The 12,797-nt window shown below is 71.8% G+C and carries 15 protein-coding genes; 7 read left to right on the top strand and 8 right to left on the bottom strand.

Annotated elements, in window-relative coordinates; genetic code table 11:
* Positions 1 to 23: 23 nt before the first annotated feature.
* Both AB0M30_RS39530 and AB0M30_RS39525 read right to left on the bottom strand, forming a co-directional pair.
* Entirely contained in the window at positions 24 to 965 is a 942-nt protein-coding gene (locus tag AB0M30_RS39530) for an SDR family oxidoreductase (protein ID WP_364595273.1), read from the bottom strand.
* Between the two features lie 12 nt (positions 966 to 977).
* Positions 978 to 1,598, bottom strand: a complete 621-nt coding sequence (locus AB0M30_RS39525) for an NAD(P)-binding domain-containing protein (RefSeq protein WP_364595270.1) — start codon at positions 1,596 to 1,598, stop codon at positions 978 to 980.
* Positions 1,599 to 1,736: 138 nt separating this feature from the next.
* On the opposite strand from AB0M30_RS39525, the gene AB0M30_RS39520 reads away from it, so the two are divergent.
* On the top strand, positions 1,737 to 2,648 hold the full coding sequence (locus AB0M30_RS39520) for a LysR substrate-binding domain-containing protein (protein WP_364595268.1): 912 nt from the start codon (positions 1,737 to 1,739) through the stop codon (positions 2,646 to 2,648).
* A gap of 154 nt (positions 2,649 to 2,802) precedes the next feature.
* Here the strand turns inward: AB0M30_RS39520 and AB0M30_RS39515 are convergent, their stop codons facing one another.
* Complete coding sequence (locus tag AB0M30_RS39515; RefSeq protein WP_364595265.1) at positions 2,803 to 3,402, bottom strand: TetR/AcrR family transcriptional regulator; 600 nt, start codon at positions 3,400 to 3,402, stop codon at positions 2,803 to 2,805.
* A 143-nt stretch (positions 3,403 to 3,545) separates the two neighbouring features.
* Between AB0M30_RS39515 and AB0M30_RS39510 the strand changes: the two genes are divergently transcribed.
* From AB0M30_RS39510 to AB0M30_RS39500, 3 genes are all read left to right on the top strand, one after another.
* Positions 3,546 to 4,169 (top strand): NAD(P)-binding domain-containing protein, encoded by a 624-nt coding sequence (locus AB0M30_RS39510; RefSeq protein ID WP_364595262.1) that lies wholly within the window; start codon positions 3,546 to 3,548, stop codon positions 4,167 to 4,169.
* A 49-nt stretch (positions 4,170 to 4,218) separates the two neighbouring features.
* A complete protein-coding gene (locus AB0M30_RS39505; RefSeq protein WP_364595259.1) occupies positions 4,219 to 5,109 on the top strand; it encodes a TIGR03619 family F420-dependent LLM class oxidoreductase in 891 nt (296 codons plus the stop codon).
* Positions 5,110 to 5,191: 82 nt separating this feature from the next.
* Positions 5,192 to 6,343 (top strand): N(5)-(carboxyethyl)ornithine synthase, encoded by a 1,152-nt coding sequence (locus tag AB0M30_RS39500; RefSeq protein WP_364595256.1) that lies wholly within the window; start codon positions 5,192 to 5,194, stop codon positions 6,341 to 6,343.
* Between the two features lie 45 nt (positions 6,344 to 6,388).
* Here the strand turns inward: AB0M30_RS39500 and AB0M30_RS39495 are convergent, their stop codons facing one another.
* Complete coding sequence (locus AB0M30_RS39495) at positions 6,389 to 6,718, bottom strand: hypothetical protein (protein ID WP_364595253.1); 330 nt, start codon at positions 6,716 to 6,718, stop codon at positions 6,389 to 6,391.
* Positions 6,719 to 6,833: 115 nt separating this feature from the next.
* Positions 6,834 to 7,118, bottom strand: coding sequence for a hypothetical protein (locus AB0M30_RS39490; RefSeq protein WP_364595250.1), 285 nt, complete (start codon positions 7,116 to 7,118; stop codon positions 6,834 to 6,836).
* A 241-nt stretch (positions 7,119 to 7,359) separates the two neighbouring features.
* Here AB0M30_RS39490 and AB0M30_RS39485 point away from each other — a divergent pair, with 241 nt between their 5' ends.
* Positions 7,360 to 7,977: a hypothetical protein gene (locus AB0M30_RS39485; protein WP_364595247.1), complete on the top strand. Its 618-nt coding sequence runs from the start codon at positions 7,360 to 7,362 to the stop codon at positions 7,975 to 7,977.
* A 6-nt stretch (positions 7,978 to 7,983) separates the two neighbouring features.
* On the opposite strand, the gene AB0M30_RS39480 is transcribed toward AB0M30_RS39485, so the two are convergent.
* The 3 genes from AB0M30_RS39480 to AB0M30_RS39470 form a co-directional block, all read right to left on the bottom strand.
* Complete coding sequence (locus AB0M30_RS39480) at positions 7,984 to 8,724, bottom strand: GAF and ANTAR domain-containing protein (RefSeq protein WP_364595244.1); 741 nt, start codon at positions 8,722 to 8,724, stop codon at positions 7,984 to 7,986.
* Positions 8,725 to 8,769: 45 nt separating this feature from the next.
* Positions 8,770 to 9,492 carry a GAF and ANTAR domain-containing protein gene (locus AB0M30_RS39475; protein WP_364595241.1) on the bottom strand — a complete coding sequence of 241 codons (723 nt, stop codon included), beginning with the start codon at positions 9,490 to 9,492 and terminating at the stop codon, positions 8,770 to 8,772.
* A gap of 581 nt (positions 9,493 to 10,073) precedes the next feature.
* Positions 10,074 to 11,432: a PHB depolymerase family esterase gene (locus AB0M30_RS39470; protein ID WP_364595238.1), complete on the bottom strand. Its 1,359-nt coding sequence runs from the start codon at positions 11,430 to 11,432 to the stop codon at positions 10,074 to 10,076.
* Between the two features lie 511 nt (positions 11,433 to 11,943).
* Here AB0M30_RS39470 and AB0M30_RS39465 point away from each other — a divergent pair.
* Both AB0M30_RS39465 and AB0M30_RS39460 read left to right on the top strand, forming a co-directional pair.
* Positions 11,944 to 12,564 carry an SIS domain-containing protein gene (locus tag AB0M30_RS39465; protein WP_364595235.1) on the top strand — a complete coding sequence of 207 codons (621 nt, stop codon included), beginning with the start codon at positions 11,944 to 11,946 and terminating at the stop codon, positions 12,562 to 12,564.
* Positions 12,565 to 12,611: 47 nt separating this feature from the next.
* Positions 12,612 to 12,797 carry a HypC/HybG/HupF family hydrogenase formation chaperone gene (locus tag AB0M30_RS39460; RefSeq protein WP_091621794.1) on the top strand — a complete coding sequence of 62 codons (186 nt, stop codon included), beginning with the start codon at positions 12,612 to 12,614 and terminating at the stop codon, positions 12,795 to 12,797.

The following is a 12,797-nucleotide window of genomic DNA, read 5'->3' as shown; positions in this document are numbered from 1 at the left end:
CGCAAACCTGTCCGGTGCGCTTCCTATCCCCGGCTCGCCGGGAAGTAGTGGCCGTTGTCCAGACCGGCGAGCAGGCCGGGCTGCGCGGGTTCCCAGCCGAGGGTCTCGCGGGTGATGAGGTTCGACGCCGGGTAGCTCTGCGTGACGATGTTGGCGAGGAACCCGAAGTGGCCCGGCACCATCAGGACGTCGTCGGGGATGCTCACGACCGGCAGGCCGAGCCGGCCGCCGATGGCCTCGGCGATGTCGCGGAACGGGATGGCGCCGTCCGCCACCGCGTGCCAGTAACTGCCGGCCGGGCCCTTTTCCCAAGCCAAGCGGAACACGGTGGCGGCATCGCGGGCGTGCACGGCGTTCCACTGGTTGGTGCCGTCCCCGGGGTAGCCGGCGACGCCTTTTTCCTTCGCCAGCGCGATCAGCCGCCGGAGGAAGCCGGCTTGGTCGGTCGTGCTGTGGGCGATGTTGGCGATGCGCACGATCGACGACCGCACGCCGTGCTCGGCCAGGCCGATGACGGTGGTCTCCACGACGTTGCGAGCCCGCAGGGTGCCCGCGTGCTCTTCGCCGCCGGGCAGGGCCGGGTCCCGCTCGGTGGCCGGCCGGCCCAGGTTCCCCGGCGAGCCGATGCTCCCGGCCGCGACCAGGGGCTTGCCGGTTCCCGCGAGCGCTTCGCCGTAGGCGAGCATGATCGGGACTTCGGCGGCGGCCACGGCGGCGATTCCGCCGGTGGGGAGCAGGTCCTGCCGGTGCGCGACGTGGATGACGCCGTCGGAGTCCGCGGCGGCCTCCTTGAGCCCGTCGAGGTCCTCGAGGTCGCCGCGACGCACCGTCGCGCCGAGCGCGGACAACGTGGCCGCGGCCCGGTCCGAGCGGGCCAGGGCGGTGACCTCGTGCCCGGCGGCGATGAGCTCGGGAACGAGGTGGGAACCGGTGTGGCCGGTTCCGCCGGTGACGAAAACTCGCACGATGTGTCCCGCTCAGTCTTTGGTGGTGACGCCGAGGCTGATGTCGAACCCCGCGCCGTGGTTCGCGAGGCCCATCAGCAGCGGGCCGACCGCCTCCAGCCACCGCGCCGCCGCGAGATCGCCGGCGTCCAGCGGACGCAGCCCGAGGCTCTCGATGAAGGCCGACACGCGGGTCTTGGCGTCCACGTCGTCGCCGGCGATGAGCACGTCCAGCCGGCCGCCCCGGGCCAGGACGTGGCCGAAGACGGTGTTGAACGCCTTCACGACGTGCGCGCTCGCCGGGAGGGTCTTGGCGATCTCCTGCGCCCCGGAGGTGCCGGCGGGGGTGACGACCCCGGTGGCGTCGGCGTTGAAGGTGTTGGAGATGTCGATGACGATCTTGCCGGCCAGCGCGTCGCCGAACCGGGCCAAGACCGGCGTGGCACTGGCATAAGGCACCGCGGAGACCACGATGTCCCCGGCCGGAGGTGCGCCGAAGGCTCCGGCCGTCGCGCTGCCGCCGAGCTCGGCGGCCAGGTCCTCGGCCTTGGCCGCGTCGCGGCCGATGACCTCGACGGTGTGGCCGGCCTCGACCGCGCGGGTGGCGATGGCGCGGGCCATGCCCCCGAGGCCGATGATGCTGATGGTGCTCATGGTGTGCTGCTTTCTGGAGTCGGAAGTTTTTTCGGGGCGCCCGACATCCATGGTTGCCGCCGGTCGGAGCCGATGTCCAAGACCTCTTTCGGCCGCGGCGATACCCTGGTGGCATCGCCGGACCCCGGGAGCCCGTGGATGGATCTGGACCTGCGCAAGCTGCGCTATTTCGTCGCGGTCGCCGACACGCTGCACTTCGGCCGCGCCGCCGAACGGCTGCACATCGCGCAGCCGGTGCTGAGCCGGCAGATCCGCGCGCTCGAACAGGATCTCGGCACCGCGCTGTTCACCAGGGACAGCCACGGGGTGGTGCTGACCGACGCCGGCACACAGCTGCTCACCGACGCCGCCCCTTTGCTGGCCTCCGCCGACGCGGCCCGCCGCCGGGTGACCGCGGCCGCGCGGGGCGACCGGCGGCTGATGGTCGGCTTCCGGGCCGGCGTCGCGGTCACCCCGGCGATCCACCGGTTCGCCGTCCGGCACCCGGATGTGCGGGTCGACGTGCAGCGCATCGAAGCCGACGAGCAAGCCGAGCTGCTGCTCGACGGCCGCATCGACATCGGCTACGTGCGGCTGCCCATCGACGAGGCCGGCCTGCGCGTCGTTCCGCTCTACACCGAGCCGCGGGTGGCGGTCCTGCCCGCGCGCCATCGGCTGGCCGGCAAGGAAGAAGTCACCGAAGCCGACCTGGCCGGCGAACCGCTGCTTTGGCACGCCGACGCGAGCACGCAGCCCACCAGGCGCCCGCACCTCAACGCCGGATACCTGGTCCGCGGCGTGGACGAAACGCTCGAGCACGTCGCCGCCGGCCGGGGCATCTCGTTCCTGGCGCGCTCGGCGACCGTCTTCTACACGCATCCGGAGGTCGCCTACGTGGCCGTCCCGGATCTGGCGCCGGACCAGGTGTGCCTCGCCATGGCGACCGCACATCTCTCGCCGGTGGTCGAAGACTTCTTCACCGCGGCTCAGACGGCCGCCGAAATCACGGCGGAATGCGGCAACCACGAAATGTGGCAGCTCGGCGGCGAGGCCGTCGCCGAGCCTCGCTAAAAACCGGTGTCGCGTGGCGGGACTTGGCGCAACGGTATGGGCAGTGGGCGCCCACCGACCTACGACCGTGTCGCCTACCAACGCTCGGCCTGGCCACCCTGCTCCTTTGGCTTTGACGGGCTAGCCAGCTTTGAGGACCGGCCCTGGCCCCTTATTACTCAGCCGGCGCGGGAATGGCGTTGTCGATGAGGACGGCGGCGATGGCGGCGGCCGTGGGGAAGGTTTCGGTGTTCAGAGCCCGGTTGCGGGCCGAGGCGCCGTCGAGGAGCAGCGCCAGTTGTTCGCCGAGCTGTTCGGGATTCGTGGCGCCGGCTTCGCGGGCGGTTTCGGCGAGCCGGGCGGCGACGGCTTTCTTGTAGTCGTGGGCGCGCCGGCGCGCGGGATGGCCGGGGTCGGGGATTTCGACGGAGGCCGCGATGAAGGGACACAGCGGCGTGATGTCGTCCTGTGTCGCGGTCATGGGCAGGTCGAAAGCCGCGAGGAGCCGTTCGCGAGGCGTGAGGTCGGTGCGGTCGAACACGCCGGCCATGACCTCGGGATCGAACCGGCGCAGGTATTCGGCGACGAGTTCGTCTTTGCCGGTGAAGTGCTGGTAGGCCGTGCGCTTCGACACCTGGGCCACCGCGCAGAGCTGGTCCATGCCGGTCTGGTTGATGCCTTGCTCGCGAAACAGCTGCTGTGACGCGCTGAGGATGCGCTCGCGCGCGCCCCGGCCGCGGCGCAGGCCCTGGGGACCCTTCTCCGGCTCCGTCATGCCCTCAGTCTAGCCGAGTTGGGTACCGACCGGTGTACATAGCTTGCCTCCCGCTCGGTCGTCCGCTACGTTAAGCACACAGATCGGTGTACATAGCCCGGCGCAGAGCACGTTTCCGATCACCAGCCAAGACGGGACAACTCATGAGCAGCATCAGCATCATCGGCACCGGGAACATGGCCCGCACCATCGGCGAGCTCGCGGTAGCGGGCGGCAACACCGTCGAGGTCATGGGCCGCGACCAGGCCAAAGCCGCCGACCTGGCCAAGGTTCTCGGCGACAACGCCACCACGGGAGAGTGGGGCGCCGTCCCGGCCGGGGACATCGTCATCGTGGCCCTGCTGCACGCCGGCGTCGTTCCGGTCGTCGCCCACTACGGGGACGCCCTCGCGGGCAAGGTCGTCGTCGACATCAGCAACCCGTTCAACCCCGAGGCCGACGGACTGGCCCACGGCGAGGGCACCTCGGTCGCGCAGGAAGCCGCCAAGGCGGCCCCGGCCGGCACCAGCGTGGTGAAGGCGTTCAACACGATCTTCCGCCACGTCCTGGAGAAGGGCCGGCCCGCGGTCTTCATCGCCGGTGACGATGCGGGGGCCAAGGCGGACGTGGCGGCGTTCGTCGAGAGCCTCGGGCTGCGCCCGCTCGACGTCGGCGACCTGAAAATGGCGTACTGGCTGGAGGGAGCGGGCGTGCTCACGATGGGCCTCGCCCGCCACGGCGTGGGGAACTGGGACTTCGCTCTCGGCGTCACCGAACTCGCCGGCTGAGCCGCACTGCCCGATATCGAAAGTCCTCTGACCGGAGAGAACTCTTACCATGAAGCTTGGTTTCGCCATCCCCATCGTCGGCCCCGCCATCAGCGGCGCCGCCGGCCTGAGCGCCTTCTGCCGCGGCCTCGAAGACCTGGGCTACGACACGCTGTGGGTCGGCGACCGGCTGGTCACGCCCGTCGACATGCACAGCACCTACCCGGGCGAAGAACAGCCGTACCCGCCGCAGATGACCCGCTACCTCGATCCCCTGCTGCTGTGGACCGTCGCCGCGACGGCGACCAGCCGGATGCGGCTCAACGCCAGCACGCTCAGCACGTTCTACTACGAGCCGCCGCACCTCGCCCGGCTGCTGACCACCCTCGACGTGCTCAGCGAGGGCCGCCTCGACGTCGGCGTGGGGCTCGGGTGGATGAAGGACGAGTACGACATCACCCGCGGTGCGGACTGGCACCGGCGCGGCAAGATGCTCGACGACCTGCTGGCGTTCCTGCACGCGTGGTGGACGACCACCCCGGTGTCCTGGAAGAGCGAGTTCCTCTCGTTGCCGCCGGTGCACGCCGACCTGCGGCCGGTCCAGGCGGGCGGACCACCGATCTGGATCGGCGGTGCCAGCGAGGCCGCGATGCGCCGGGTCGGGCGCAGCGGCACCGGCTGGCTCGGGTTCGAGGGGCTGCCGGACGAGGTCGCCGGCCACCTGTGGTCCGTCGCCCGCCGCGCGGCCGAGGACGCCGGCCGCGATCCTGACGCGCTGAAGACGGCCATGCGGATCAACCTCGAACCGGGCACGTCCGCCGACGCGCTGGCCGGCAAGCTCACGCGCTTCGCCGAGGCGGGTGTCGACGAGGCGTTCGTGGACGCTTTCGCGGTGTTCCCCAGCCTCGACGGGACGCTGGATTTCGCCGGCGAGGTGATCGCGCGCACCGGCAGGTTGTGACCACCCGAGAGCCGGACGTTCCAGCCGGGGCTCGGGCGGGTCGCCGAGTGTGTTAAGACTGGCTCCTAGCGAAGGGGCCCTCGTGCACCAGCTCAGCCTCGGCGTCATCGCGCGTTCACGGAAAGAGAACGAACGACGGCTGCCGATCCACCCCCACCACCTGGACCGGATCGACCCCGATCTCCGGAAGTCCATCTACCTCGAACACGGCTACGGCGAACCGTTCGGCGTGCCGGACGAGCACCTGGCGGCCGCCGTCGCGGGGCTGCGCACCCGCGAGCAGCTGATCGCCGAGTGCGACGTCGTGCTGCTGGCCAAGCCGCTGCGGGAAGACGTCGCCGAGCTGCGGCCCGGCCAGGTGCTGTGGGGGTGGCCGCACTGCGTGCAGGACGTCGAGCTGACCCAGCTGGCCGTCGACCGGCGGCTCACCGTGATCGCGTTCGAGGCGATGAACCACTGGCGGCGCGACGGCTCGTTCGGCCTGCACGTCTTCCACAAGAACAACGAACTGGCCGGTTACTGCTCGGTGCTGCACGCCCTGCAGCTGATCGGGTCGACCGGGGACTACGGCCGGCGGCTGCGGGCCGTGGTGATCGGCTTCGGTGCCACGGCACGCGGCTCGGTGACCGCGCTGAACGCCCACGGGATCCACGACGTCGACGTCCTCACCGCCCGGGGCCTCAGCGCGGTCGGCTCGCCGATCCATTCCGCGACGATGGTGCACCTCGACCACGACGCGAACAACCCGGGAGATCTCCGCCGCAGCCACGCGATCACCGGCAACGGCCGGGTACCGCTGGCCGGGTTCCTCGCCGAGCACGACGTCGTCGTCAACTGCGTGCTGCAGGACACCGCCGCACCCCTGACCTTCCTCACCGAGGAGGACCTCGCCGCCTTCACCCCCGGCGGTCTCATCGTCGACGTGTCGTGCGACGAAGGCATGGGCTTCAGCTGGGCCCGGCCCACGACGTTCACCGAGCCGACCTTCCCGGTCGGCGACGGCATCACCTACTACGCCGTCGACCACAGCCCGTCGTACCTGTGGAACTCGGCGACCTGGGAGATCAGCGAAGCCCTGCTGCCGCACCTGCGTCCGGTCCTTTCCGGACAGTCCACCTGGGACGAGCACGAAACCGTCCGGCGGGCCGTGGAAATCCAGGACGGCACGATCCGCAACCCGGCGATCCTGTCCTTCCAAGGCCGCTCACCGCAGTACCCGCACCCCCGCGGCTGAACCCGCCGGGAACGAGGTCGCCGGCGACCGGAGGGCGAGCCGGCCCTATTCGTCGTCCACGGCCGTGGTGGCGGGGGGTTCGTCCGGCGGCTGGGCGTCGATGATGTCCTTCGCCCGCACCAGCCGCAGCGGGGTGTGCGGAGCCGCGCAGAAGGGCCGGACCGCCACCCAGGTGGTGCCGGTGTGCTCGTCACGCAGCGTGGGGCCCGCGATCGTGCCGATCCGCTCCTGACCCGTCCGCGGCGCATTCGTCCCGAACACCGTCCGCGGCCGGCGGCCGCGGTAGCGGACCTGCCAGCCCGGTGGGTATCCGCCGCCGTGCCTGGCCGGCCAGGTCCGTTCGGTGCCGGGTTCGGTGCTCTCGCCTGTGCTCATGTCGCCACCCCGCTCGGTCGGGTTCGGGCGCCGGGGTCCGGGGCGCGCCATCCAGCCTAGGCTCGGCCGGGGTACGAAGTCGTCAGCCAGGCGGGTGATCTCCCCGCAGTGTGTCCTATGTGGACGGAGGTCGGCGGGTGGCCGGCGCGGCACCGCCGTCGGGGGCCGGGCGGGGCTGGATGCCGATCACGTCCCCGTCGGGCACCCAGACCGTCGGGCCGTCGCCGAGCGAGGCGAGCGGGATGGATTCGAGGCCGGTGCACGCGTCCCGGACGGGCGGGCCGAGGACCACCCCGGCCGCGTACCCGCCGAACGGCGGATCGGGCGCCCGGCGGCGCCGGTAGGTGAGGACCCAGCCCACCGGGTACTCGTCATGGAGATCGTCCAGCGGTGATTTCACGGCACACCCCGATCCGGTCGGCGGTCGACGGGCACTCGCCGGGGTCCGGGGCGGAGCAACCCACCGTACGCCGGGTGTCTCGCGGACCGGCAGCGCTGTCCGAGTGGTCCGGCCGGCGAACGTGTGCTCGGGCCGCCGCGTGGGCTAAAGTCGGTACCCCGCCCCGGACCTCGGCGTTCATGATCCCGACGGCGGTGCCGGGCGGACGGCCCGGCACCCGTCCCGAACGCGGAGGCCGACCATGCCCGCACGCACGGCCTGGGCCACGGCCACGCTCGTCGTCTGCGGCTTCGCGACGATCGGCGTGCTGGGCACCCCCGCCGGCGTGCTCGCCGGTCTGTGCCTGCTGGGGACGGCGATCGGCGCGCTCGCCGCCGTGCTCGCGCCGCACGTCCGGCGCGCGGCACCGGGCCGGCCGCGCACCGCGAACCCGCGCGCCGGCGCCCTCGCCGCGGGGATCTTCTTCGCGCTGTCCTTCACCGTCTCCGGGATGCTGGCGTCCCTCGGCAGCTGGCTGACGGCGTCCCTGGTGGTCGTCCTCGCCTCGGTGGTGCTGGTGGCCGGCCCGCGGCGCAAAGCCGTCCGGTCCGGAACCGGCACGCGGGCCGCCGCCACCCCACCTCCGGCGGCCCGCACGGTCGCCGAACTGAGCACGGACGAGCTGTGCGCGGCCTGGCGGCGCAGCTACTGCCGGCTGCTCGTCACCCACGACCTCCTGGCTCGCCGCTACCTGGTCCAGCGCCGGCAGGACTACCTCGACGAGCTCGAACGCCGCGACCGCAGCGGCTTCCTCCGCTGGCTGGCCGACGGCGCCGGCGCCGGCAGCGACCCGGGGCCGTACCTGACGACCCGGCGCTGATGCCGGTCAGGTCTTGCGGTCGTGCCGGGCCAGCACGAGTGCCGGGTCGAGCCGCCGCTCGGCGAGTCCGCGGGCGACCTCCCCGAGCAGCAGGTTGTGGCTGCGGGCGTAGCCGCGCAACGCGGTGAAGGCGTCGTCCATGCTGAGCCGGCCGGTCACCGCGAGGACGCCCTTCGCCTGCTCGATGGTCACCCGGCTGTTCAGGGCGGTCTGCAGCTGCTCGGACATCGTCTCGCCGTGCCGGATCGCCCGCTCCTGGAGGATGCCGATGGTCGCCGTGTCGGCCAGCCCCTGCGCCAGGTGGACGTCCTCGGGTCCGAGCTCACCGGGCCGGGCGCCGAACAGGTTCAGCGCGCCGACGATCTGCTTGCGCAACCGCATCGGCAGCGCGTGCACCGACGCGAACCCCTGCCGGGACGCCTCCGCCGCGAACCGCGGCCACCGCGTGGCCTCCGCGGAGACGTCGGCGACCAGGACCGGAGCCCGGGTCGCGAAGCACTCCACGCACGGCCCCTCGTCGATGCTGAGCTGGAAGAGCTCCAGCAGCCGGGCCTGCTCGGTGGAGGACGCGAGCACCTGCAGGCTCCCGCGCTCGTCGACCAGCGTCAGGCCGGCCGCGGCGACGTCGAGCAGCTCCACGCAGCGCCGCACCAGCGTGTGCAGGAGGTCGGCGACGTCGTAGTCGTCGACGAGCGTGTCGGCCAGCGCGACGAACGTCCGGGTCACCTGTCGTTCACGGTCGGCCATGGCCACCATCTCCTGGTTGCTCGTCGGATGTCTTCATGGTGGTCCTCACCAGGCCTCCCGGTCCAATTCGAGCCGGCCGGCGACGATGTCGGCGGCGACGTCCCGCAACGCCCGGCCGTGCCCGAAGGCGTACGCGCGCATCCGGGCCAGCGCCTCCGCGGCCGGCAGGTCCAGGTGCGCGATGAGCATCCCGGTGGCCTGGTGCACCTCGCGGTGGCGCATCCCGGCCCCTTCCATCCACCGCCCGTCGCCGTCGAGCCACCGGTCCCCGCCGAGCAGCCCGGACAGCGCCAGCGCGGCGATGTCCGCGACCTGCAGGGCGACCGCGAGTTCGTCGCCGGCCAGGGAGCCCGGGGTCGACCGGTACGTGTCCAGGGTCGCCACCCGCACGACCCCGATCTGCAGCGGGAAGGTGAACAAGGCCGCCACCGGGTACTCGGCGGCCTGCGCGGCGAACACCGGCCAGGCGGTGGGCAGCCCCGCGCCGAGATCGGCGACCAGCACCGGGCCGCCGTGGGTGTAGGCGTCGAAACACGGCCCTTCCCCGAGGCCGAACTGCAGTTCGGCCAGCGCGCCACTGATGGCGTCACTGGTGTACACGACCTCTCGATGCCCGGCGTCGGCCATCACCGACACCGCGGCCCCGTCCACCGGGAGCAACCGGACACACGCCCGGCACACCCGGCCGACCATGTCGACCCCGCTGCCGGACCGGCCCCCGGCCAGCGCGGCCAGCACGCTCTCCCGCAGCACGTCGATTTCAGCCACGGGCCAGCCGACCCTGCATGCCGATCTCCTCCGAGTCGGTGTTCTCACACCTCACCGACTCGGAAAAGACAAGGTCCGGATCAGCTCCGCCACCGCGGGTGCGCTCCCCCCGCACCCTACCGCGCGAGGCCGCCACCCGCCCCCAGGCGAAACCGGAGCTCGAAGGGCGCCGAACCGTGGCGGGAGGGGAACCGCCGCCGCACTTCACCCGGAGGGGTCAGTTCCGGTTCCCTTGCCGGCCGGCGCCGTGGTCGCGGGTCCAGGCGAGCACCTCGATGCGGTTGGCGATTCCGGCACCGGAATCGACCGGCAAAGTCCGCTTTGGACACTCGCGATCGTGCCGTCGTCGCGGGCGGCCGTGGTCACCGCGTGGTCGCGGCCGGACCGGTCCGCTTCTGGTTCTGGCCGCCACCACAAGTGCCCAGCCGCACAGCGGTCCCATTGGCCGTCGAGCCGGCCGCGACCTCCAGCCAGAGCCCGGACGGGGTGCCGGTCACCGTGCCGGCCGGGCCGCTTCCGTCGCCGGAGACGTGGCCAGCCTCCCTACTCCTCGCGCGAGGCCGACCGGCTGGCGGCCGTGATCACCGCGCGGCCGAAGCCGGGCCGGTCCACTTCTGGTTCTGCCTGCCACCACAAGTGCCCAGTCGCACAGCGGTCCCATTGGCCGTCGAGCCGGCCGCGACCTCCAAGCAGAGCCCCGACTGGGTGCCGGTCACCGTGCCGTCGGCGTTGCTCCGCCACTTCTGGTTGGCGCCGCCGTGGCAGGCCCAGATGATCACCGCCGTGCCCGCGCTGGTTCCGCCGCCCTCGGCGTCGAGGCAGCGCAGCGTGTCGCCGGAGTAGACGGTCAGCTCGCCGGCGGCGGTCGCCGTCCACGTCTGGTTCGTCCCGGCGTTGCAGTCCCACAGCTGCAACCGGGTGCCCTGCGTCGTCGACCGGCCCGGCACGTCGAGGCACCTCCCCGCGGCCACCGAGCGCACCGGGCCGCTGCGGGTTCCGGTGCTGCCGCCGCCGTCGAGGCCGAGGAAGGAAATCGCGTACGCGAGCATCCCGGCCTGCGGCAGGGTGTGACCGGTGCCCGCGACGACGATGCCTTCCACGGTGGCGTGGGTCCCGGTGTCGCCGTAGCGGTTCCGCGTCCAGGACGACTGCGGGTGGTCGGTGGCGGCCGGCGTCTGGTTCAGCCCGTGCAGGGCCGTCCACTGCTTGATCTCTTCGCCGTAGTTCGGGTAGGCCAGCGTCGTGTCCTGGTCGCCGTGCCACAGCTGCATCCGCGGGTAGGCGCCGGCGTAACCGGGGTACATGGCGTGCGCCTGGTCCGCCCACTGCTGCGCGGACTTGACGACGTTCCCGCCGGCGCACTGGCTGTTCCACAACGAGCCGTCCGTGGTCGCGAAACACCCCGCGGGCACGCCGGAGAACGCGGCCCCGGCGGCGAACACGTCCGGGTATTCGGCGGCCAGGACGTTCGTCATCATGGCCCCCGAGGAGAAGCCGCTGACCACGATGCGGCCCGGGTCCACGTTGTAGTGCTGCCGGGCCCACCCGACCATCGACATGATGCCGGTGGAGTCGCTGCCGCCGTTGCGGGTCAGGCCCGCCTTCGTGGAGACGTCGAAGCAGTGCCCGTCGCGGGTGGCCTCGGGCACGACGACGACGTAGCCGTACCGGTCGGCCGCCGTCGCGTAGTCGTGCCCGTTGCCGTTGAAGATCCCGCCCGCCGAACCACCGCAGTAGTGGACCAGCACGAGCAGCGCGGGTTTCGCCGCCAGCGAGTCGGGCGCGTACACGTACATGCCGAGGTTGGTCGGGTTGGTGCCGAAGTCGGTGACCCTGGTCAAGGTGGCGGCCGTGGCGGAACCGGCGGTCAGGAACGCCATGGTGATGGTCAGCGGCACCATCAGCACCAGCGCCAGCAAGCCGCGGATCACCCGTTTCATCGCTTCCTCCGCCTTCATCGCCAGATCCATTGCTCGGCAGACCGCCGGAAGCGGCCTTCTCGGGTCAGGCGCGCGGCGCGATCCCGGACGGGATGGGGTACTCCCCTTCAGGAATGCGGCCGATGCGTGCCGTGAAATTCGTCCGGCTACCGGGACCGGAGAAACTGGACTCACGATAAGAGCGGTCGATGAGGAGGTCAATGATCGTCCGGCCGCCGCTGAAAGTTACTTGTTCCCCCGATTCCGAATTCGTCGATGGCGGTGGCGAGCTGAATGGCTCTGCCGCTTCGTGACCGCCCGGACCGGCGACGGACATACCCGGCCCGGCACGCGTGCCGCGGTCGCACGGGTCCGGCCACGAGGCCCAGCAGTGGCTCACCCGGGCGGAGCACGCCCCGGGCGACCGAGAGCACCACATTCCGACCGCTTTACGCTATTGTGTGATCCACCTCACAGCTCTAGCCTGAGATGGGCTCCCATCACCGAGCAGCAGCCCGGAGGAAGTACCGCGATGTCGTGGTCACCGAATCACCCGGACTCCGTCGACGCCCTCTTCGAGCGCCGGAAGGCACCCGTGCTCGCCCTGGCCGACGACGCCAGGACGGTGGCCGAGGCGTGCCACGACATGGCCCGCCGCTTCCACCGCGGCGGCAAGCTCGTGGTGTTCGGCAACGGCGGCCCCAGCACCGACGCCCAGCACGTGGCGGTCGAGTTCGTCCACCCGGTGATCGTCGGCAAGCGCGCCCTGCCGGCCATTTCGCTGACCGCCGACGTCGCGACCGTCACCGGCGTCGCCAACCGCGTGGGCCTCGAAGACGTCTTCGCCCACCAGCTGCGGATCATCGGCGAACCGGCCGACATCGCCTTGGGCATCTCGACCGACGGCGAGTGCGCCAACGTCCGCCGCGCTCTCGAAACCGCCCGCGACCTCGGGATGCTCACCGTCGCCCTGACCGGTGGCACCGGCGGCGCGATCGCCGCGACCGCCGGGCTGGGCCACGTCCTCATCGCCCGCTCGGCCGACCCGCGGATCGTCAAGGAGGTGCACGTGACCACCTACCACGTGCTGTGGGAGCTGGTCCACGTGTTCTTCGAACACCCCGGTGCACTGACCCCGGAGGTGGCGTCGTGAGCGCCCGTGACGCCGACAGAGAAGCCGGCCCCGTCTGTCACGACGGGGTGTGCATCACCTGCTCCGACACCGCGGTCGAAGTGACCGTCGTCGAACTCCTGGACCTCGGGTTCGCCGTCGTGGATACCGGCTCGGGCCGGGAAGAGGTGAGCGTGGCGCTGGTTTCGGCCGGCGTCGGCGACCGAATCCTGGTGCACGCCGGGGAAGCCATCGCTCGTCTGGAGAATCCCTGA

Source organism: Amycolatopsis sp. NPDC051716, from assembly GCF_040681595.1.
GTDB lineage: Bacteria > Actinomycetota > Actinomycetes > Mycobacteriales > Pseudonocardiaceae > Amycolatopsis.
This window is presented reverse-complemented; position numbering and strand designations above follow the sequence as displayed.

Bases quoted from the DNA above. Each gene is read 5' to 3' on its own strand.
- AB0M30_RS39515 (WP_364595265.1), bottom strand. From the start codon at position 3,402: ATGACGGAGCCGGAGAAGGGTCCCCAGGGCCTGCGCCGCGGCCGGGGC.
- AB0M30_RS39470 (WP_364595238.1), bottom strand. From the start codon at position 11,432: ATGAAACGGGTGATCCGCGGCTTGCTGGCGCTGGTGCTGATGGTGCCG.
- AB0M30_RS39525 (WP_364595270.1), bottom strand. From the start codon at position 1,598: ATGAGCACCATCAGCATCATCGGCCTCGGGGGCATGGCCCGCGCCATC.
- AB0M30_RS39495 (WP_364595253.1), bottom strand. From the start codon at position 6,718: ATGAGCACAGGCGAGAGCACCGAACCCGGCACCGAACGGACCTGGCCG.
- AB0M30_RS39480 (WP_364595244.1), bottom strand. From the start codon at position 8,724: ATGGCCGACCGTGAACGACAGGTGACCCGGACGTTCGTCGCGCTGGCC.
- AB0M30_RS39520 (WP_364595268.1), top strand. From the start codon at position 1,737: ATGGATCTGGACCTGCGCAAGCTGCGCTATTTCGTCGCGGTCGCCGAC.
- AB0M30_RS39485 (WP_364595247.1), top strand. From the start codon at position 7,360: ATGCCCGCACGCACGGCCTGGGCCACGGCCACGCTCGTCGTCTGCGGC.
- AB0M30_RS39510 (WP_364595262.1), top strand. From the start codon at position 3,546: ATGAGCAGCATCAGCATCATCGGCACCGGGAACATGGCCCGCACCATC.
- AB0M30_RS39465 (WP_364595235.1), top strand. From the start codon at position 11,944: ATGTCGTGGTCACCGAATCACCCGGACTCCGTCGACGCCCTCTTCGAG.
- AB0M30_RS39505 (WP_364595259.1), top strand. From the start codon at position 4,219: ATGAAGCTTGGTTTCGCCATCCCCATCGTCGGCCCCGCCATCAGCGGC.